The sequence below is a fragment of the Sphingomonas asaccharolytica NBRC 15499 genome, from assembly GCF_001598355.1.
GTDB classification, from domain to species: domain Bacteria; phylum Pseudomonadota; class Alphaproteobacteria; order Sphingomonadales; family Sphingomonadaceae; genus Sphingomonas; species Sphingomonas asaccharolytica.
Genome location: NZ_BCYU01000078.1, coordinates 1 through 19,422, shown reverse-complemented (window position 1 = coordinate 19,422; position 19,422 = coordinate 1). Strand labels below are relative to the sequence as shown.

The following is a 19,422-nucleotide window of genomic DNA, read 5'->3' as shown; positions in this document are numbered from 1 at the left end:
AGCCGAGATGGCCGCCGGTCGTCCCCACTGCCGAAATCGTTTCCGCGCGCAACTCGTCCGCCAGCTGGCGCAGTTGCTCCGGCTTCAGATTACGAAGATCCGCGGGCGTCGAAACGGTGTCGAGCAACGGCGTTTCGAATGAAATGGTCATCTATTATCGGCTCCCGCGCCTAACTTAAACCAACAACGCCGCGAAACAATCGGTCGGTCAGCGTCAATCTCCTTCAAGGAAATCACAGGATTCCGGCGGATATCGGGCAACATCAATATGGCGTCACGGCTGGAATCGGAGCCGCCGGGTCGGCCAGCGGATCCTGCAATTCCCGGGCGCCCGATTCGGGGCGCGGGGCTGCCGGCGCGCCTGGATCGCGCAAGGGGTCGTCGAGTTCAGACGGACTCTGCAATTTCGGCCGGTGGTGGTGCAAATCGGAGACTTCGGCGGCGCGGTTCTGCAGCCAGACCGACCGCAAGGTCGCGTAAGGATCCACCGCGCCGCCGAACAAGGCGCGCAATTCGGGATCAGATTCGGCGCGCAAATCGAGCCCGGTGATCAAACCGCTGGAAAATTGGTAACGCCAGTCGGTGAACGGCTTGCCTATCGAGACCGGGAGGACGGCTCCGTCCACCGGCCCGCCCAGCGCATCCCGCAAGGTGGTGGGGCCGACCAGGGGAAGAAATAGATACGGGCCTGGCCCGACACCGTAATAAGCCAGCGTATCCCCAAAGCTGTTATTGCGGTGCGGAAGCTTGAAATCCTCCGTCTTCGCAATGTCGAAGAACCCGCCGACGCCCAGGGTCGAATTGACCGTGAACCGCACCAGCGTCTCCGCTGCCTTGCCGAACTTGAACTGGAGCAAATAGTTCAGGAACACGACCGGCTCAGTCAAATTGCTGAAGAAATTGCGCAATCCCGATCGCACCGGTTTCGGTACGACGTGCTGGTAACCCATTGCGAGCGGCCGATAGATCGCCTTGTCGAGCGTCTGATGGATCCCGAACATCGCGCGGTTGAACCCTTCCAGCGGATCTCCGCGATTGGGGTCGACCGCCGTCGCCCGAAACGGCGCCTCGCCGGCGGTTGCTGGGACGGCGGTTTCGGGATCGGAGAGCGGGTCCGCAAATTCGGGGCTCGCAGCCGAACTGCTTACCGTCGGCGAGTCGGCGACCGGCGATGCTGGCACGACGATCGGCGCCGGCGCGACGATCGGGGCCGACCCAGCAACAGGCGCCGGCGCCACGACCGGGGGTGCCGGAGGCGGTGTCGTTTGCTCTTGGGCCGGGGCGGCGATCAGCGCCACCGCCGGAAGGAGAAGCGGGATCGTCAAAAATCGCCCTTCGCCGCCAAGGCATCGAGATGTGTTACCAGCGCCTTGGCTCCCCCCTTGGCCATGATCGTCGCGAAATCGGATCGCCGCGTCGCAATCTGGCTGATCGAATTGCGATAAAAGACGTCGATGATCTTCCAGCTCCCGCCGCTCGCGCGCAAGCGATAGCTGATCGGGATATCAGCCTTGCCCGGCGTGGCCAGCGTCGTGCGCACCAGCTTGTCGCCGCCCCGTGTCTCGATCTGCGGCGCGATCGCGAATCGCTCGCCCGACCAACTATCGAAATTATTGGCATATTGGGCGATCGTCATCCGGCGAAAGGCAGCGACCAACGCCTGTTGATCGGTCGGCGACGTCGTCGTCCAGGCCGGCCCTACCGCGAGTCGCGTCATCAGCGCCAGGTCGAAGGCGCGGTCGATGATCGGGCCGATCGCCGCCGCACGGCTCTTTACCGTTCCCTTCGCCTTCATGATCGCAAGCAGGCCGTCGTCGAGCGCCTGTATCGTGGTGCGCGCGGGATCGGTCTGGGCGAAGGCAGGAACGGGAATCGCAAGCGCCAGCAACACGGCGGAGGAGACAGTGATACGCATCAAAACACTCCTGATCGGCCGTCGGGCAATACCCCGCCCGGCGTAAGGGCGTCCACCCTTGTCGCACGCAAACTCTTTGCCGCGTTGCAATATTGCGTCTTTTGCAACCGGGAGTGAACGACTATCTGTGCGCTCACGACCCGACGCCAACAGGTCGCGGCATTTCGAAAGACGGAATTGCATGCAGGACAAAATGACCGATCCTTCTTCGCCTTCGATCAACGTTCTGCTGGCAAATCCACGCGGTTTCTGCGCGGGCGTGGTCCGCGCGATCGAGATCGTCGAGCGCGCGCTCGATCTCTATGGCGCGCCGGTCTATGTCCGGCATGAGATCGTTCACAATCGTCATGTCGTCGAACGGCTGCGCGGCAAGGGCGCGATTTTCGTCGACGAACTGGATGAGATCCCGCCTGAGGCGCCGACTATCTTCAGCGCGCACGGCGTGCCGCGATCGGTCCAGGAAGCGGCGGTCGCCCGCGGCCTGCCGGTGCTCGATGCGACCTGTCCGCTGGTCACCAAGGTCCACGTCCAGGGTCGTCGCTATGCCAAAGCGGGGCGGACGCTCGTGCTGATCGGCCATGCCGGCCATGCCGAGGTGATCGGTACGATGGGTCAGATCGACGCGCCGATTCATCTCGTTTCGACCACCGACGACGTCGCCTCCCTGCCGCTCGCGACGGATACGCCGATCGCCTATATCACCCAGACCACCCTCAGCGTCGACGATACGCGCGGCGTAATCGCGGCGCTCAATCAGCGCTTCGAGGACGTCCAGGGCCCTGACGTCGCCGACATCTGCTATGCCACGCAGAACCGGCAGACCGCGGTCCGCGATCTCGCCCGGCAAAGTGATCTGCTGATCGTGGTCGGTGCGCGCAACAGTTCGAATTCGAGCCGGTTACGCGAAATCGGCGACGAAATGGGCGTGCCGAGCTATCTGGTCGACGATGGCGGCGGCGTTGACCCCGCATGGTTCGACGACGTCGCGACCGTCGGCATCACCGCCGGCGCGTCGGCGCCCGACGAGTTGATCGAAAGCGTCATTGCCGCCATTGCCTCGGTCCGCCCGGTTTCGGTGAAACAGTTGGACGGCGTCACCGAAGATGTCGAATTCACGCTCCCCCCTCAGTTGCGCAATCTCACCCGCGCAGCGGCCGAATAGGATTCCCCGATGACCTTACCGCTTTCCCAGATCGCGCGGATCGGCGCCTATACGCTGACGCAGCATATCAAGGGCGGGAAATATCCGCTGGTACTGATGCTCGAGCCGTTGTTCCGCTGCAACCTGGCCTGCCCCGGCTGCGGCAAGATCGATTATCCCGATCCGATCCTCAACCAGCGCATGTCCTACGAACAGTGCATGGAAGCGATCGACGAATGCGGCGCACCGGCCGTCTCGATCGCCGGCGGCGAGCCGCTGCTGCACAAGGATATGGCGCGGATCGTCAAGGGCTATATCGCCAAGAAAAAGCTGGTGATCCTGTGCACCAACGCATTGCTGCTCAAGAAGAAGATCGACGAATACGAACCGTCGCCATTCTTCACCTGGTCGATCCATCTCGATGGCGACAAGCAGATGCACGACCATGCCGTCGATCTCGACGGCACGTACGAAATCGCGATCGACGCGATCAAGCTCGCTAAGAGCAAGGGCTTCCGCGTGCAGGTCAATTGCACCGTGTTCGACGGCGCCGATTCCGAGCGGCTGGCGACGTTCTTCGATGAGATGGAGTCGCTTGGCGTCGAGATCACGATCTCACCCGGCTATGCTTATGAGCGCGCTGCCGATCAGGAGCATTTCTTCAACCGCGAGCGGACCAAGAAATTCTTCCGCGACGTGTTCGCGCGCGGCAATGGCGGCAAGGACTGGACCTTCACCAACTCGCCGCTGTTCCTCGATTTCCTCGCCGGCAACCAGACCTATGAATGCACGCCCTGGTCGATGCCGCTGCGGACGATCTTCGGCTGGCAGAAGCCGTGTTACCTGCTCGGTGAGGGCTATGTCGCGACCTTCAAGGAGCTGATGGAAGGTACCGACTGGGAAAAATATGGCGTCGGCAAGTATGAGAAATGCTCGAACTGCATGACGCATTGCGGTTTCGAGGGCACTGCCGCGACCGACGCGATCCGCCATCCGCTCAAGATGTTCAAGGTTGGCCGCAACGGCGTGAAGACCGACGGCCCGATGGCGCCCGACGTCGACCTGACCGCTGCGCGGCCTGCCGAGGACGTCTATTCCTCGCACGTCGAGCTGGAACTAGCCAAGATCAAGGCGGCCGATCCCGAAGGCTTCAAACGGGTCCAGCGCGCAGCGTGATCCCGTTTGCCGGCCTTAACGGGCCGGCAGTCCGAGCCGATCTATCCCGGCCCCGATAATCGCGTCGAATGCCTGTGCCAGGCTGCGAAACGCCTGATCGGCTTGGCGCCCGGTACGGATCACTGCCGGTAGTTGCCGGGGATTGCGCGCGAGCGAAGCGAGAACCGCGCCCAAAGCCATTCCGCCGTCCGGGCGCATCCCGACCAAGGCCGCGGGGGGCAAATCGTCGTCGGCACAATCCGAGATCACCCGTAGCGCGGCGAACAGCAGCCCCTTGCGCACCGCCACGCGCGCGGCGACGTGGCTCTCCATGTCGACCGCAATCGCGCCGGTCCGCTCGTGGAGGATGCGTTTTTCCGCCGCGGTTGCGGTGATCGCGTCGTTCCCCAAAATCCCGCCGCGATGAGCATGCGGCAACGCCTGCCCTAGCCGTTCGACCACGACGACATTGCCGTCGATCACTACGTCGCCGGGTTGCAGCGACGGGGCGAGCGCGCCGGCGATGCCGCATGACAGGATAATGCCGGGAAACATTTCCGCTTGGTCGTCGAGATCGCGCTCGAGCGTCGCCGCAACGCCGCCGCCGGTGACGACGACGATATCGCGTCCGGGACGATCGAAAATCCGCGCCTCGCGCTTGAGCCCGCAGGCGATGATCAAGGTCACATGCCGACCGCGACGCGCTTGGTGTTCGAGCGCTTGAGGTTGCGGTAGCGCGCCATCGCCCAGAGCGGGAAATATTTCGGATAGCCGTGATAGCGGAGGTAGAAGACCCGCGGAAATCCGCCGCCGGTATAATATTCCTGACCCCACAGCCCGTCGGCATCCTGGTTGGCGGCCAGCCAGTCGATCCCGCGCGCCACTGCCTGGCTGTCCACCTCGCCTGCCGCCATCAGGCCCAGCAGCGCCCAGGCGGTCTGCGACGCGGTCGACGGAGCAGGAACATGGCCGGTGCGATCGAGATCGTAGCTGTCGCAATCCTCGCCCCAGCCGCCATCGGGATTCTGGATTGCATTGAGCCAACCAGCGGCGCGCGCCACCATCGGCTCATCGGGTCCGAATCCCGCGGCGTTAAGCGCGCACAGCACCGACCAAGTGCCATAAATGTAATTGACTCCCCAGCGGCCGAACCAGCTGCCCTCGGGCTCCTGTTCGCGCCGCAGATAGTCGATCGCCGCCCCCATGCGCGGGCTGTCGCGCCGCTCGCCAAGTTGGGCGAGCATCGACACGCAGCGCGCCGAGACGTCGGCGGTCGGCGGGTCGAGCAACGCGCCATGATCGGCGAACGGCAAATTGTTGAGATAATCATAGGCATTGTCGGCGTCGAACGCCCCCCAGCCGCCATTCTTCGACTGCAACCCGACGGTCCATTCGACTCCGCGATCGATCGGCATCCGGTCGGCCGTCCCGGCGCGATCCATCGCCATCACGACCACGGCGGTATCGTCGAGGTCCGGGTAGTGCGCGTTATTGTATTGGAAGGCCCAGCCCCCCGGACGCACGTCGGGCCGCTCCTCCGCCCAATCTCCCTCGATATCGAGCACCTGGCGCGGCTTAAGCCAGTCGAGCGCGGCATCGGCACTGGCAATATTGGCCTCGCCCCCCACCTCCAGCATCGCATGCGCCGCAAGCGCGGTGTCCCACACCGGCGACACGCAGGGCTGGCAATAGGCCTCGTCCTTCTTGACCACGAGCAGATTCTCGAGCGACTGCCGGGCGATCACGCGGGCCGGATGGTCCTCGGCATAGCCCAGCAGGTCGAACATCATCACGCTGTTCGCCATCGCCGGATAGATCGCACCCAGCCCGTCCTCGCCATTGAGCCGCTCGACCACCCAGGCCTCGCAGGCCTGGATCGCGCGTTGCCGGAGCTTGGTCGGCCACAGATCGTCGCCGGCCTTGAGCAATCGGTCGAGCGCGTTGAACCCCTTGGTCCATAGCCATTTGGGATCGGCTGCCTTGGTCGCGGCACGTACCGCCTCGCCCGTATAGAGCTCATCGACCTTGATGCCCTTGGCGTTGCGCGCGACGGGTTTGAGGGCGCCCAGCACGAGTAGCGGCACCACGACGGTGCGCGCCCAATAGCTCATCTTGGAGAGATGGATCGGGAACCAGCGAGGCAGCAGGATCAGCTCGGGCGGCATGGTCGGCACGGTCGACCAGGGCCCGGCACCGAACAAAGCGAGCTGGATGCGCGTGAAGACGTTCACCGCCGCCGCGCCGCCCGCCGCCAGGATCGCCGTCCGCGCGCGCGCCATATGCGGCGCCTGCGGGTCGTCACCGATCATCTTGAGCGCGTAATAGGCCTTCACGCTGGCGCTGACGTCGAAGCCGCCGGCGTGGAACAGTCCCCAGCCGTCATGCGTCGGCGACTGGATCCGACGGAGATAACGACCGATCTTCGCTTCCAGTACTTCGTCGACCGGCTCGCCGAGATAATGGCGCAACAGCACATATTCGGCCGGGATGGTGCAGTCCGCCTCCAGTTCGAACACCCAATGGCCGTCGGGGCGCTGCGCGGCGGTCAACGCCGCGGCGGCACGATCGACCGCCATATCGATCGCGGCAAACGGATCGGCTGACTGAAGCTTGGTGGCCATGTCGGTGCGTTAGCGCGTCCTGGCGCCAATCGCCAAGCGCGCAGCGGTCTCGCCCGACCTGAGCGCGCCCTCGATCGTCGCGGGAAGCCCCGTCCGCGTCCAATCGCCGGCCAGGAACAGGTTACGCCAGCGCGTCGCCGCAGCCGGGCGCCTCTCGTCCTGCTCGGGCGTCGCGGCGAAGGTAGCGCGCTTTTCCTTGACGATCTGCCAAGCGGGCATCGGCGCGCTGAAGCGATAGGCTTTCTGGATATCCGCCCAGAAACGTCGCGCCAGTTCCTCGCGATCGAGATCAACGATGGCGTCGGCGGCGCTGACCGTGACCGAAATCCGGTCGGGAAAGGCGAACAGCCATTCGGCAGTGCCGCCGAGCAGGCCGAGCATCGCCGGCCCACCGTCCGGCGGCGTGATCGCGAAGTGACCGTTGACGATCGCATGGAATGCGTCGGGTGCCGGAATCTCCGGCAAGAGCGCGGTCGCCACCCAGGGCGGCACGGCAAGGATCACGACCTCGTCATCGGCCAAGGGCTCGGGACCCGCGCCCCAATCGAGCGCCGTGACTCGATCGCCGAGCATTTCGATCGCGCGGAGCCGCCTCCCCAGCGTGAAAGGGGTATCGTGAGCTGCAAGCCACGCCAAAGCCGGGTCGATGAACGCCGCGGCCAGGCTCGGCTCGGCGATGCGTGGCAACGTCGCCTTGCCGCCGCGTAGCAGCGATTCGCGGAGGACCGCCGCGGTCAGCCGGGCCGAGCCGGTTTCGGGCGGCGTGTTGAGCACCGCGAGCAGCACTGGCGCGATCAGTTTGTCCCAAACCGGCCCTGTCACATCGATCCGATCGCCGACCGCATCCGCAGCGGAGCCGGTCAACAACCGGGCGAGCCTGAGATAGTCCAGCGCACCCGTTCCCGGCACGCGCCGCCGCTTCGACAGCACCCACCAGGGCAGCACGCCATCGTTCATCCGGATCGTCCAGCGGTCGCCGCCAGAGAGATCGACGAAAGCGAAATCGGCATGGTCGGGCCCGGCAAGCGGCGTCGCCGCGCCGATTGTCGTGCGGAACGCCGCGACCGATCTGTTTCCCGCAAGCACCAGATGATTGCCATTGTCGATCGTCAGACCGAGCTGCGGATCGTGATAGGAGCGGCACCGGCCACCCGCCTGAGCCGCGGAATCGGCGATGCGGACAGACAGTCCGGCTTCAATCAGCCGCACCGCCGCCGACAGCCCGGCGAGACCGGCCCCCGCTATCGTCGCTCGCGCGAACGTCACCGAATCACCAGCAGCCGCGCCACCGTCCACAGCAAGGCCGGCTTGCTGACCTTCACCCGCTGGCGCGGCGGCGCCCAGCCGGTGACTTCCATCCGCTTGAGCAGCTTCGAATAGACCGCTTCCATCAGCCGCGGCGCGATCAGATGCCCGGCGGGCCGCGCGGCGAGAATGGCATTGGCGGCGCCATAATGACCGTGCGCTCGCGCCACCAGCGGGCGGACCGCTTGGTCGATGCGCGGATCGGCGGCGACCTGATCGGGGGTGGTCAACGCAATCCCGGCATCGCTCAGCGCTTCCGCCGGCAGATAGACACGGCCGATCTCGGCATCCTCATCGATATCGCGCAGGATATTGGTGAGCTGGAGCGCGCGGCCGAGATGGTGCGCGAGCTCGAGGCCGGGCTCGTGCGGCATCCCGAACACGCGCACCGACAGCCGGCCGACCGCCGACGCCACCCGATCGCAATAGAGGTCAAGCTCCGCCATTGCCGGCCAACGGATGTCGCGGGCCACGTCCATCGCCATGCCGTCGATCACCGCCTCGAAATCGGCGCGGTCGAGATCGAAGCGGCGCACCGCCTCCGCCACCAGTACCGCCTGTCCGGGATCGCCGCCAGCATAGAGCGAGTCGAGGTCGCGGCGCCAGCGGTCGAGCGCCACCGCCCGCCCTTCCCGCTCACCCCGCTGGTCGTCGGCAATATCGTCGACCGCGCGGCAGAAGCCGTAAATCGCGTACATCGCCTCGCGCTCGGCCTTGGGCAACATGCGCATGCCCGCATAGAAGGAGCTGCCTGCGGCCTGTGTTGCCGGCGCGGTGACGGCGGTGTCGCTCATGCTGCGCGCCTGAAAAGCACGGGAAGCGCGGCTCCGAGCGCGATCCAGCCCGCTTCGACCTTGCCGTGATGGACGCGCTCGCCGAGCGGATCGCGCTGCTCGAGACGATCGCACAGGCTGAGTGCCAGCCGGTGGATCGCCGCCACTTCCGCCGCCAGCCGCCGGTCGCGGATCAGCGCGGCGAAACCGGCGGACGAATCGAGCAGCTGCCGGGTCCGTCCAACGAGATCGGTGAGGATCGCCCGCAGCTTCGGCGTCGCGCGCGCTCCGCCGAGGTCTTCGACACGCAGCCCGGTATCGAGCGGGATATAGACCCGGTCGAGCTCGCGATAATCCTCGGCGCAATCCTGGAGATGATTGATTACCTGCAGCGCCGCGCACAAAGCGTCATTGGCGGGCCACGTCTCGCGGCTTTCGCCATGCACGTCGAGGACATAGCGCCCGACCGGCATCGCCGAGAGCCGGCAATAACCGATCAGGTCGTCCCAGTCGCGGTAGCGGGTGACGGTCACGTCGCGGACGAACGCATCGAGCAGGTCATGGGCATGAACCGGATCGATCCGCCGCGCGGCCATCACCTCGGCCAGCGCCATCGCTTCTGGCGCGCCTTTTCCGTCCAAGCCCGCGCGCATCTGGGCGAGCAAGTCGAGCTTGGTCTCGGGAGAGGCCTGCGCATTGTCGGAAATATCGTCCGCCGCACGGGCGAAGCGGTAATAGGCCATGACCGGCGCGCGATGTTCGGGGCGGAGCAGGAAGCTCGCCACCGGGAAGTTCTCGTCAGTGTGATTCTTGCCCGAAGCAAGGTCGGTTACGTCTGTCATCGCCCCGCCGCTGCTTGCGCCCGACCTTTCCACATGCCGCCACGACCGCGCATGTGTTGCCAGGCCGATAGCAAGGTGCAGCCGGCGTAGAAAGCCGCGATCAACGGCAACGCCACGCCCCAAAGCGGCGAGCGGCGATAGAAAGCGAGCATCGGCTGAAACGCGATCGCCATCAGCGCCCAGGCGGCGATCCCAGCGAACCGCGCGGCGCCGTGACCGAAAAGCGCAAGCAACGGCGGCGCGGCATAGACCAGCGGCAGGCCCAACAGCGTGCCCGCGAGCAGCAATGGCGAATAGCGCAACTGGGCATAAGCCGAGCGCGAGATCATCGCCGCCACCGCGCTGAAGCTGTTGTAGGGCCGGATGCTCTGCGACCGGTCGGTGAGGCCCAGCCAGATGCGCCCCTGTCGCTTTAGCAACGCCCCCAGCGTGCAATCGTCGATCAGCGCATCGCGAATCGCCACGATGCCCCCCGCCGCCTCCAACGCCTCGCGCCGCACCAGCATGCACCCGCCGGCGGCGCCGCCGATCCCGCCGGAGCGGTTGACCAGCCCGAACGGGTAGAGCAGCTGAAAGAAGAACACGAACGCCGGGATCAGCATCCGTTCGGCGATACTATCGCAGCGCAGCCGAGCCATCAGGCTGACCAGGGTCAGCCCCCCCGCCTCCCCACGCGCGACGAGCGTTCGCAACGTGTCCGGCGCATGGTCGATATCGGCGTCGGTGAGCCACAGCCAGGTCGGCGCGGTCCCGGCGCGCTCGATGCCTTGCGAGACTGCCCATAACTTGCCGGTCCAGCCGGCCGCGAGCGGCAGGCCGCGCACCACCTCGACCCGATCGGATCCCAGCGCGCGGGCGATGTCGGCGGTGCCGTCGCTCGACGAATCATCCATCAGGATTATGTGGAAACGTCCGGGGTATTCCTGCGCGGCGAGGCTGCCGATCGAGCGCGCGATGACGTCGGCCTCGTCGCGCGCCGGCACCACCGCCACTACATCGGGCCAGTGCCCGGGATCGGCCGGCATGTCGCGCGTGTCGCGCTCGCGCGCCAGCCAGAAACCGTGCCGGGCAAAGATCAGCGCCAGCCAGATCGCCAGCGACAGCCCGGCGACGATCGTCCAGATCACCGCACCATCCCCGCATCGCGGAACCAGGCGATCGCATCGGCCAGCGCCTCGCTATGCGGCCGCGCGCGATAGCCGAATTCGGCCTCCGCCTTGGCCGAAGTGAAGAACATGCGGTGCTTCGCCATCTTCAGCGAATCCATATTGAGGAACGGATCGCCGCCAGTGACCCGCGCGATCTGCTCGTTCATCCAGGCAAAGGGGAAAAGCGGCGCCCGGGGGATGCGAATCACGGGCGCCTTGCGGCCGACGATCGCGGCGATTTCGGCCAGCATGTCGCCCAGCATCACATCCCGTCCGCCCAGGATGTAGCGCTCGCCAATCCTCCCCTTGTCGTACGCGAGTAAATGCCCGGCGGCGACGTCGTCGACATGGACGAGATTGAGGCCGGAATCGACGAATGCCGGCATCCTGCCGTTCGCCGCTTCGACGATGATGCGCCCGGTCGGCGTGGGCCTGACGTCGCGCGGGCCAATCGGCGTGGTGGGCTGAACGATCACCGCGGGCAGGCCGCGCGCGGCGACCATGTCCTCGACCAGCCGCTCGGCCACGACCTTGCTTCGCTTATAAGCGCCGACCACCTGATCCGGCGCCGCCGCGCGGCTTTCGTCGGCGGGCTCGCTATCGCAAGGTATCAGCGTGGCGACGCTCGACGTATAGACGATGCGCTCGACCTGGGCCGCGAGCGCCGCCTCCATCACGATCCGCGTCGTCGTTGCGTTGTTGCGAACGATCTCCTCCGGATCGGGCGCCCACAGGCGATAATCGGCAGCGACGTGGAAGAGATGGCGCACGCCGGTCATTGCCCGTGCGACCCCCTCGGCATCGCGCAGATCGCCCTCGACGAGCTCGCCCGGAAAGTCGGTGAGGTTCGCGCGCGGGCTCGATTCGCGAACCAGGCCGCGCACCCGCGCGCCGCGCGCAGCCAGTGAACGTGCCACGGCCGAACCGACAAAGCCGGAAACGCCGGTGACGAGGACAAATGGAGATGATGCGTCGGACTGACCCACGTGCGCGCTCTACACAGGACCTGCGGCGCCGGATAGAGGAGCAGGCATGGCAAACGTCCCGATCGCGATCATCGCTGGACTGGCATGGGCAGTACTGGGGCTGAGCCTGATCGGCTCGGCCTATATGGTCGCGGCTGCGATCACGCTGCGTTCTTTCTTTTCACCCGTGGCAGTGGCGGCGCGCCGCAACGACGCGGTGACGATCCTGAAGCCCCTGCGCGGGGCCGAGCCGCGTCTTGCCGACAATCTCGCGACATTCCTGGAGCAGGATCATGACGGGCCGGTCCAGTTGCTGTGCGGCGTCCAGCGTCCCGACGATCCCGCGATTGCCGCGGTCGAGGCGCTTCGGACACGGTTTCCTCAAGCACGGATCGACTTGATCGTCGATCCGACATCGCACGGCGCCAATGGCAAGATCGCCAATCTGATCAATCTCGAGCCGCATATCGTCCATGGGGTCGTGGTGCTGAGCGACAGCGATATGACGGTGAACCCCGATTACCTGTCGCGCCTGCTCGCGGCGCTCGACATGCCCAGGACGGGCGCGGTGACGATCGCCTATAATGGGCGCGGCGATGCCGGTTTCTGGTCGAGAATCGCCGCCGCCGGGCTGAGCTGGCAATTCCTGCCTGGTGTGGTGTTCGGCGCCGCGCACGTACTGGCGCGGCCATGTATGGGATCGACCATCGCGATGCGGCGCGAGACGCTGGCCGCGATCGGCGGGTTCGCGGCGTTCGCCGACGTGCTGGCCGACGATTACGCGATCGGCGAGGCGGTCGCGGCGCTGGGGCTCGAGGTCACGATGCCGCCGATGCTGGTCACTCATGCCTCGACCGAGCGTAGTTTCGGTGAACTGTGGCGGCACGAGCTGCGCTGGGGCGCGACGGTTCGCGATGTCGTGCCGATCGCCTATGCGATGGGCGTGATCGCCATTCCATTCCCCCTCGCCTTGCTCGCGATTCCCATCCTTCCGCTGCCAGCCCTTGTCCTTGCCGGCCTCGCTTTGCTTGCCCGCCTTTCCCCCACCATCGTCGCGGATCGACTCGGCGGCGCTCGAACCGCGCCGTTATGGCTGCTGCCGCTGCGCGATTGCCTCACTTTTACGGTATTTATCGCCAGCCTGACGGTGCGATCGGTTGATTGGCGCGGCGCAACACTTAGAATGGCACAACGTGGCCGGATCTCGGCCCAACCGGAGTTACCTTTCCGATGATGCGCTCGCTGTTTCTTCAAGCCCCTTCGTTCGACGGTTATGACGGAGGCGCCGGCGCCCGGTATCAGATGAAGCGCGAGGTGCGCTCCTTCTGGTATCCGACCTGGCTCGCCCAGCCCGCCGCGCTGATCGAGGGGTCGAAGCTGATCGATGCGCCGGCGCATGATCTCGGCTGGGACGACATCAAGCATGAGGTCGACGACAAGGATCTCATCATCCTTCACACCTCGACGCCGTCATTCCGCCAAGACGTTCACACCGCCGAGCTTATCCGCGCGCGCAACCCGAAAGCGTTGATCGGCCTGATCGGTGCCAAGGTCGCGGTCGAGACCCAGAAGTCGCTGGAGGCATCGACCGCGGTCGACTTCGTCTGCCGCAACGAATTCGACTTCACGATCCTCGATATCGCCAAAGGCATGCCGCTCAGCGAAGTCCATGGCATTTCCTACCGCGATGCCGACGGCTCGATCGTCCACAACAAGGATCGCGCGGTCATCGAGGATATGGATTCGCTGCCGTTCGTCTCGCCGATCTACAAGCGCGATCTCCAGATCGAGAAATATTTCGGCGGCTATCTGAAGCACCCGTACGTCTCGTTCTACACCGGCCGCGGCTGCAAGAGCCGCTGCACCTTCTGCCTGTGGCCGCAGACCGTCGGCGGGCATAATTACCGCACCCGCTCGATCGGCCATGTCATCGAGGAAGTGAAATACGTCCTGGAGGCCATGCCCGAGGTCAAGGAGATCTTCTTCGACGACGACACGCTGACCGACAACGCCCCGCGGATCGAGGAGCTGTCGCGCGCCCTTGGCGAACTTGGTTTCGGCAAACCAGGCTTCCGCGTCTCGTGGAGCTGCAATGCCAAGGCCAATGTGCCGAGGAAGACGCTCGAAGCGATGAAAGCCGGCGGCTGCCGGCTGCTGCTGGTCGGCTATGAGAGCGGCAACCAGCAGATCCTGCACAACATCAAGAAGGGCCTGCGCACCGACGTCGCACGGCAATTCACCAAGGATTGCCACGAGCTCGGCATCGTGATCCACGGCACCTTCATCCTCGGCCTGCCCGGCGAAACCGAGGAAACGATCGAAGAGACGATCAATTACGCCAAGGAAATCAACCCGCACACCATCCAGGTGTCGCTCGCCGCGCCTTATCCGGGCACCTTCCTGTTCAAGCAGGCGACCGAAAATGGCTGGTTCGACGGTACCGACCATTTGCTGACCGATGGCGGCAATCAGATTGCCCAGCTGAGCTATCCGCATCTGCCGTCGACGGTGATTTTCGACAAGGTTGAGGAATTCTACAAGCGCTTCTACTTCCGGCCGTCCAAGATCGGGTCGATCGTGTGGGAAATGGTGCGCGATTTCGACATGATGAAGCGCCGCCTGCGCGAAGGCGTCGAATTCTTCGACTTCCTGCGGCGCCGCAAGGAAGCCACCTGAGCGCAACGTGAAACGGCTGGTCGTCACCGCCGACGATTTCGGCGCCTCGCCCGAAGTCAACGAGGCGGTCGACCGCGCGCATCGCGACGGCATCCTGACCGCGGCTTCGCTGATGGTGGCGGGCAATGCCGCGGCCGATGCCGTGGCGCGCGCCCGCACCCTTCCCCAACTCGGCGTCGGGCTGCACATCGTCCTGGTCGACGGCAGGCCAATATTGCCAGCCGATCGCATTCCCGCACTGGTCGATGCCACGGGCCAATTCCGCACCGACATGGCGCGCGCCGGCGTCACCATCTTCACCACTCCCGCCGCGCGGCGGCAATTGGCGGCCGAGATAGAGGCGCAATTCGCCGCCTTCGCTGCGACCGGACTGGCGCTCGACCATGTCAATGCGCACAAGCATTTCCACCTCCATCCGACCATCGCCGGCACCATCCTGAAAGTTGGACGGCGTTACGGCATGCGTGCGGTGAGAGCGCCGATCGAACCTCGCGCTCTACTGTGCCTTGTCGACGGAACCGATACCGGTCCACGCATCGAGACGGCTTGGGCTCGTCTGGTTCGCGCGCGGATGCGCCGCGCCGGGATGCTCGTCCCCGATCAGGTGTTCGGGCTTGCCTGGTCGGGCGCGATGACCGCCGACAGAGTGCACGGCATCCTGGAGCGGCTCCCGGACGGCCTGACCGAAATCTACACCCATCCCGCGACCGGCGCCTATCCGGGATCGGCGCCCGGTTACGATTATCGCGGCGAACTGGCTGCCCTCACCGACCCGCTTGCCAAGACCATCCTGACGCGCGAGCGCGTCGCCCTCGGCCATTTCGCCGACTTTGCCTGAAGGACCAGCCGATGAACCTCGTGCCCGATTGGGGGGAGTTCGACACCGACGCGCCGCTGCCCACCGGTCCGGTGCGGCTCGGCTCTCCCGAACATCTGATGCTGTTCAGCCGCATGATCCTGGATACGCACGATCCCTACCGGCCGGCGCTGATCGACTGGCCCGAGCTCGAGCCGGAGACGCGCGAGAAGATCGTCTCGCTGCCGATCTGGGACATGGCGGTGCAGACCGAGGGCCGCACCGGCCTGTTCGTCAAGACGTTCAGCGAGACGGTCGAGGATCCGTTGTTGAAAGCCGCGGTCCAGATGGACGCGTTCGAGGAGCGCCGGCACAAGGTCGTGCTCGCCGACATGGTCCAGTCCTACGGAATCGAGCTACAGCCCGAGCCGGATTACCGTAAGCCGAAGGACGTGGAATGGGCATTCATGCGCTCGGGCTATTCCGAGTGTATCGACAGTTTCTTCGGCTTCGGCCTGTTCAAACTCGCCAAGGATACCGGCTTCTTCCCGCCCGAACTGATCGAGACGTTCGAGCCGGTGATGCGCGAGGAAGGACGGCACATCCTGTTCTTCGTCAACTGGGTCGCCTGGTGGCGGCGTAACATGCCGTGGTGGCGGCGGCCCTATTTCGAAGCCAAGGTCATTGTCGTTTGGCTCTTCCTGATCTGGGAACGGATCGATATGGCCAAGGGCATGGGGGACAATAGCAAGGCGCAGGAGAACAACTTCACGCTCAATGGCTCGAAGGAGCTGGGCGTCGAAGTCAGCTTTGCCGAGCTGGCGCGGATCTGCCTGTCCGAGAACGATCGGCGACTGGCGGGGTATGATTCACGGCTGATCCGCCCGCGCTTCGTGCCGGCGATGATCCGGCTGGCATTGAAGGTCATGCGCGCAGCCAGGCCGGCGGGAGATACCGCCTGAAGATTTCCACCAGCGCGGGCTTGCTGCTCGCCACGGTCGTTGGACTGATTGTCGCGATCTGGACGTTCGGCGCCACCGGGTTCGCAGATATCGTCGCCGTGGCGCGCCGGCTCGGGCTAGGCGGCTTCCTACTGTTCTGCGCCTGGTCGCTCGGGACGTTCCTGCTTCTCGGCGCCGCCTGGCTCGCCGCCGCGCCCGGCGAGCGGACGGAGCGAATCGGCCGGTTCACCTGGGCGCGAATGCTGCGCGAGGCGGTATCGGATCTGCTGCCCTTCTCGCAGCTCGGCGGCATCGTGGTCGCCGCGCGCTCGCTTTCAGTTGCCGGCATTCCGACCTCACGCGTCTATGGCTCCCTGGTCGTCGACCTGACGACCGAGATGGCGGCGCAATTGGTCTATACATTGTTCGGGCTGGCACTGATCGCATCGCTGCTGATCGGCGATGGCGCGGCCGCGTCGCTGCGTCCCGCTATCCTGGGCGGGACCGCGATCATGGTCGTGATCATCCTGTTCTTCTTCGTCGCGCAACGCTCGGCGCTCGACCTCACCGGACGCATCGGGGAACGCTTCGTACCGGGATCGCAAGTCGCATTCAGCGATATCCGCGCCGAGCTCGCGCGGATTTATCTGCGGCGCGACCGGGTGGCGATCGCGTTTGGCTTCAACCTCGCCGCCTGGGTAGCGAGCGCTGTGGGCGGCTGGCTGGCGCTGCATCTGATGGGTGTGGCGATCTCGCTATGGGACGTGCTCTCGCTCGAAAGCCTGATTTTCACGCTGCGCAGCGTCGCCTTCTTCATTCCCGGTGCGCTGGGTGTGCAGGAAGTGGCCTATGCGCTGGCCGCACCATTATTCGGCCTCCCGCCCGAAAGCGCGCTCGCGCTGTCGCTCGCCAAGCGCGCGCGGGACGTGGTGATCGGCTTGCCGACCTTATTGTGCTGGCAATTCGCCGAGGCGCGCCACATCGCCGCCGGAGCTGGCGGCAGGTAAAGCCTCGTCACACGGGATGAGGCGGCTCACTTGACCGCGAAATGCAGGCGCAATCCCAAAACCAGCGCGTCGGCGGCAGCGCCCCAGCTCGGATGGCGGACATATTGCACGTCGGGTTGCACCTGCAACCACTTGCTCAATCGACGCGTCGCGGTGACTTCGATCGCGGTCTCGGCACGCCGTCGCGGCATCGACTCGGCGGCAAAGGCTCGCAGGGCCGGATCGCCCAATCGTGCATGGGCAACAGCAATACCGTAGGACAGATCGTCAGTTCCCCAGGAGAATCCTCCACCAACATACATTCCAATGTCATTGACCTCGGCTGCCGCATGTCCCGCTCGGAGCCAGCCCCTGAGTCCGCCGGTCTTCTCGTTACCGGCAAGGACCTGCTCGTACTGGACATAACCACCGGCGCTACGACCGCGGCCGGTGCCGTCGAGTCGCGCGAAGCGATCGGTATAATACCAGGCGCCCAACTGTAGTTCGCCACCGTCACCGACCTTCACCTCACCTTCGGCCGACAGCAGCGCTCCGCCGCGACCGACCGGGCCGGGAAGCGTGCGGTGCGGATGGTCGGGGTTTCCCGGCACCGCGTCGAACATGGCGGCGCGTATAGTCCAGCGCGGCCGTTCGATCGCGACGACCACGCCCGGCGATGTAACCGGAAAGATCGACGGGCCGTTCAATCCGGATTGCGAATAATCAGGCGCGATGCCGAACGAGCTGTTGAGGAACAGCGCCCCGACCGATTGCACGTCGAATTCGCTGTTGAGGTCGATCAGCCCGGCTTTGGCCCTGACACCGCCACCCAGCGGCGCTTCGACCCAGGCTTCGAACGGCCGGATCGCATATGGCGCATCGATATTGCTGACGACCTGGGCATCGCCAGCCTCACGCGCCGAAAAGCCGCCGCCATGGAGAAGGAAGATATCGGCATGGGCATGCGCGCCTGCCACCCCGAACAGATCGGTGCCGCTATCGAGATCGAGGTCCAGCCGCCCCATCCAGCGCACGCCGCGCCGTTCGCCGCCGGCGGCCACGCCAATGATGTCGGTCGTGTAGCGCAAGTCGGCCGACGGCGCGTCGTCGGCCCTTGCCGCCCCGGGTGCAACAAGGGCGATCACGCCACAGGCCAGACGTAAGAACCTTTGCACGAGATTGCACCGATCGTTTCCGCCGGTCCCTCCGACCGGCCGCGCGTATCGGGAAGCGTTGTGGAGATCAATGCATTATAGAATGTTATAATACATCCTATCCTGCCGACGATCGGGAGTTGCAGCTGCGCTTGCCGGGGTCGATCGAAGGAGATGCGACCAACCGATCGTTACGCCGCTGGCATATGGAGCAAAATCCGTTCATTCTGCGTTCCAAGAGGGCGGGGTAGGATGGAGCGTTGCTTCCTCCCGGTGAACGGAGATTTAAAATGACGTCTTCCTTAGGTCGCGTTGCCCTGATGGGCGCAGTCGCCGCGACATCATTGATGCTCGCGGGCTGCATGACCGAAACTACCTATCGTCCGGCGACCGGCGCCGGCTTCTCGCGCGAAGGGTATAGCGATCGCCAGATCGAGGCGAACCGCTTCCAGGTTACCTTTGCTGGCAATACTATGACTTCGCGCGATACGGTCGAGCGCTATTTGCTGTTTCGGGCAGCGGAGCTGACCGAGCAGCAGGGTTACGACTATTTTGTCATGGCCGACCGCGACACCGACAAGAAGACGCGGACCTATGTCAACGACTTCGGCGGTCCTTATGGCGGCGGGCTCTGGGGCCCGCGCTGGCGTTATTATGGCCGCGGCTTCGGCTGGCGGAGCTGGGACCCGTTCTGGGGCGATCCCTTCTTCGACCGCAATATCGACGTTAACACGGTCGAGAAATACGAGGCCGTCGCCGAGATCGTAATGGGCAAGGGCCCCAAGCCCGCGGGCAATGTCCGAGCGTTCGATGCCAAGTCAGTGATTGCCAATATCGGACCGACGATCGTCATGCCCAAATAAGCTGGGCGACAGCACTGAAACGAAAAGGCCGGGGAGCGATCCCCGGCCTTTTTTTTTACTCCTCTCCCGCTTGCGGGAGAGGTTGGGTGAGGGTCTTCTTTCTTCTTCCGGGCGGCCGAAGCCAAAGAAGAAGGAAGAAGA

The 19,422-nt window shown here is 65.0% G+C and carries 19 protein-coding genes; 8 read left to right on the top strand and 11 right to left on the bottom strand.

The window, feature by feature from the left end:
• The 3 genes from SAS01S_RS22290 to SAS01S_RS17725 all read right to left on the bottom strand — a co-directional run.
• Positions 1 to 151, bottom strand: a 151-nt coding sequence (locus SAS01S_RS22290; RefSeq protein WP_157082887.1) for a 1-deoxy-D-xylulose-5-phosphate synthase N-terminal domain-containing protein, incomplete at its 3' end; no start/stop codon positions are given.
• Between the two features lie 112 nt (positions 152 to 263).
• The gene (locus tag SAS01S_RS17730) at positions 264 to 1,325 is read right to left on the bottom strand and encodes an MlaA family lipoprotein (RefSeq protein WP_157082886.1); all 1,062 of its coding nucleotides are present in this window, start codon (positions 1,323 to 1,325) and stop codon (positions 264 to 266) included.
• A complete protein-coding gene (locus tag SAS01S_RS17725) occupies positions 1,322 to 1,915 on the bottom strand; it encodes an ABC transporter substrate-binding protein (RefSeq protein WP_066812071.1) in 594 nt (197 codons plus the stop codon). Before SAS01S_RS17725 ends, SAS01S_RS17730 begins: the two co-directional genes overlap by 4 nt.
• Before the next feature lie 193 nt (positions 1,916 to 2,108).
• On the opposite strand from SAS01S_RS17725, the gene ispH reads away from it, so the two are divergent.
• Positions 2,109 to 3,077, top strand: a complete 969-nt coding sequence (ispH, locus tag SAS01S_RS17720) for a 4-hydroxy-3-methylbut-2-enyl diphosphate reductase (RefSeq protein WP_157082885.1) — start codon at positions 2,109 to 2,111, stop codon at positions 3,075 to 3,077.
• A 9-nt stretch (positions 3,078 to 3,086) separates the two neighbouring features.
• Entirely contained in the window at positions 3,087 to 4,232 is a 1,146-nt protein-coding gene (gene hpnH, locus SAS01S_RS17715) for an adenosyl-hopene transferase HpnH (protein WP_066811684.1), read from the top strand.
• Between the two features lie 15 nt (positions 4,233 to 4,247).
• Here hpnH and SAS01S_RS17710 read toward each other — a convergent pair whose 3' ends face one another.
• From SAS01S_RS17710 to hpnA, 7 genes are read right to left on the bottom strand one after another with little or no spacing between them, the layout of a single operon-like run.
• Entirely contained in the window at positions 4,248 to 4,898 is a 651-nt protein-coding gene (locus SAS01S_RS17710) for a phosphorylase family protein (RefSeq protein ID WP_066811683.1), read from the bottom strand.
• Positions 4,895 to 6,832 carry a squalene--hopene cyclase gene (gene shc / locus SAS01S_RS17705; protein WP_066811682.1) on the bottom strand — a complete coding sequence of 646 codons (1,938 nt, stop codon included), beginning with the start codon at positions 6,830 to 6,832 and terminating at the stop codon, positions 4,895 to 4,897. The genes SAS01S_RS17710 and shc overlap by 4 nt, the downstream gene beginning before the upstream one ends.
• Positions 6,833 to 6,841: 9 nt before the next feature.
• A complete protein-coding gene (gene hpnE / locus SAS01S_RS17700; protein WP_066812079.1) occupies positions 6,842 to 8,098 on the bottom strand; it encodes a hydroxysqualene dehydroxylase HpnE in 1,257 nt (418 codons plus the stop codon).
• A complete protein-coding gene (hpnD, locus tag SAS01S_RS17695) occupies positions 8,095 to 8,931 on the bottom strand; it encodes a presqualene diphosphate synthase HpnD (RefSeq protein ID WP_066811676.1) in 837 nt (278 codons plus the stop codon). The genes hpnE and hpnD overlap by 4 nt, the downstream gene beginning before the upstream one ends.
• Complete coding sequence (gene hpnC, locus SAS01S_RS17690) at positions 8,928 to 9,752, bottom strand: squalene synthase HpnC (protein WP_066812077.1); 825 nt, start codon at positions 9,750 to 9,752, stop codon at positions 8,928 to 8,930. The genes hpnD and hpnC overlap by 4 nt, the downstream gene beginning before the upstream one ends.
• Positions 9,749 to 10,879 (bottom strand): glycosyltransferase, encoded by a 1,131-nt coding sequence (locus SAS01S_RS17685; RefSeq protein WP_066811675.1) that lies wholly within the window; start codon positions 10,877 to 10,879, stop codon positions 9,749 to 9,751. Before SAS01S_RS17685 ends, hpnC begins: the two co-directional genes overlap by 4 nt.
• Complete coding sequence (gene hpnA, locus SAS01S_RS17680; protein WP_066811674.1) at positions 10,876 to 11,886, bottom strand: hopanoid-associated sugar epimerase; 1,011 nt, start codon at positions 11,884 to 11,886, stop codon at positions 10,876 to 10,878. Before hpnA ends, SAS01S_RS17685 begins: the two co-directional genes overlap by 4 nt.
• Positions 11,887 to 11,932: 46 nt before the next feature.
• Here hpnA and hpnI point away from each other — a divergent pair, with 46 nt between their 5' ends.
• The 5 genes from hpnI to SAS01S_RS17655 are packed head-to-tail and all read left to right on the top strand — an operon-like array spanning position 11,933 to position 17,285.
• Entirely contained in the window at positions 11,933 to 13,099 is a 1,167-nt protein-coding gene (gene hpnI, locus SAS01S_RS17675; RefSeq protein ID WP_066811673.1) for a bacteriohopanetetrol glucosamine biosynthesis glycosyltransferase HpnI, read from the top strand.
• Positions 13,096 to 14,541, top strand: coding sequence for a hopanoid biosynthesis associated radical SAM protein HpnJ (gene hpnJ, locus SAS01S_RS17670; RefSeq protein WP_084239162.1), 1,446 nt, complete (start codon positions 13,096 to 13,098; stop codon positions 14,539 to 14,541). The genes hpnI and hpnJ overlap by 4 nt, the downstream gene beginning before the upstream one ends.
• A gap of 7 nt (positions 14,542 to 14,548) precedes the next feature.
• A complete protein-coding gene (gene hpnK / locus SAS01S_RS17665; RefSeq protein WP_066811672.1) occupies positions 14,549 to 15,379 on the top strand; it encodes a hopanoid biosynthesis-associated protein HpnK in 831 nt (276 codons plus the stop codon).
• Between the two features lie 11 nt (positions 15,380 to 15,390).
• Positions 15,391 to 16,299: an aminomethyltransferase gene (locus SAS01S_RS17660; RefSeq protein ID WP_066811671.1), complete on the top strand. Its 909-nt coding sequence runs from the start codon at positions 15,391 to 15,393 to the stop codon at positions 16,297 to 16,299.
• 20 nt (positions 16,300 to 16,319) lie between these two features.
• Positions 16,320 to 17,285, top strand: a complete 966-nt coding sequence (locus tag SAS01S_RS17655) for a lysylphosphatidylglycerol synthase domain-containing protein (protein WP_245656982.1) — start codon at positions 16,320 to 16,322, stop codon at positions 17,283 to 17,285.
• A gap of 26 nt (positions 17,286 to 17,311) precedes the next feature.
• On the opposite strand, the gene SAS01S_RS17650 is transcribed toward SAS01S_RS17655, so the two are convergent.
• Positions 17,312 to 18,409 carry a carbohydrate porin gene (locus SAS01S_RS17650; RefSeq protein WP_066811666.1) on the bottom strand — a complete coding sequence of 366 codons (1,098 nt, stop codon included), beginning with the start codon at positions 18,407 to 18,409 and terminating at the stop codon, positions 17,312 to 17,314.
• Between the two features lie 299 nt (positions 18,410 to 18,708).
• Here SAS01S_RS17650 and SAS01S_RS17645 point away from each other — a divergent pair, with 299 nt between their 5' ends.
• Positions 18,709 to 19,281: a CC0125/CC1285 family lipoprotein gene (locus SAS01S_RS17645; protein WP_066811665.1), complete on the top strand. Its 573-nt coding sequence runs from the start codon at positions 18,709 to 18,711 to the stop codon at positions 19,279 to 19,281.
• Positions 19,282 to 19,422 lie beyond the last annotated feature (141 nt).

Excerpts from the sequence above, each read along its gene's own strand:
- hpnJ (WP_084239162.1), top strand. The coding sequence starts at position 13,096 with ATGATGCGCTCGCTGTTTCTTCAAGCCCCTTCGTTCGACGGTTATGAC.
- SAS01S_RS17725 (WP_066812071.1), bottom strand. The coding sequence starts at position 1,915 with ATGCGTATCACTGTCTCCTCCGCCGTGTTGCTGGCGCTTGCGATTCCC.
- hpnI (WP_066811673.1), top strand. The coding sequence starts at position 11,933 with ATGGCAAACGTCCCGATCGCGATCATCGCTGGACTGGCATGGGCAGTA.
- shc (WP_066811682.1), bottom strand. The coding sequence starts at position 6,832 with ATGGCCACCAAGCTTCAGTCAGCCGATCCGTTTGCCGCGATCGATATG.
- hpnC (WP_066812077.1), bottom strand. The coding sequence starts at position 9,752 with ATGACAGACGTAACCGACCTTGCTTCGGGCAAGAATCACACTGACGAG.
- SAS01S_RS17645 (WP_066811665.1), top strand. The coding sequence starts at position 18,709 with ATGACGTCTTCCTTAGGTCGCGTTGCCCTGATGGGCGCAGTCGCCGCG.
- SAS01S_RS17660 (WP_066811671.1), top strand. The coding sequence starts at position 15,391 with ATGAACCTCGTGCCCGATTGGGGGGAGTTCGACACCGACGCGCCGCTG.
- hpnD (WP_066811676.1), bottom strand. The coding sequence starts at position 8,931 with ATGAGCGACACCGCCGTCACCGCGCCGGCAACACAGGCCGCAGGCAGC.
- ispH (WP_157082885.1), top strand. The coding sequence starts at position 2,109 with ATGACCGATCCTTCTTCGCCTTCGATCAACGTTCTGCTGGCAAATCCA.
- hpnH (WP_066811684.1), top strand. The coding sequence starts at position 3,087 with ATGACCTTACCGCTTTCCCAGATCGCGCGGATCGGCGCCTATACGCTG.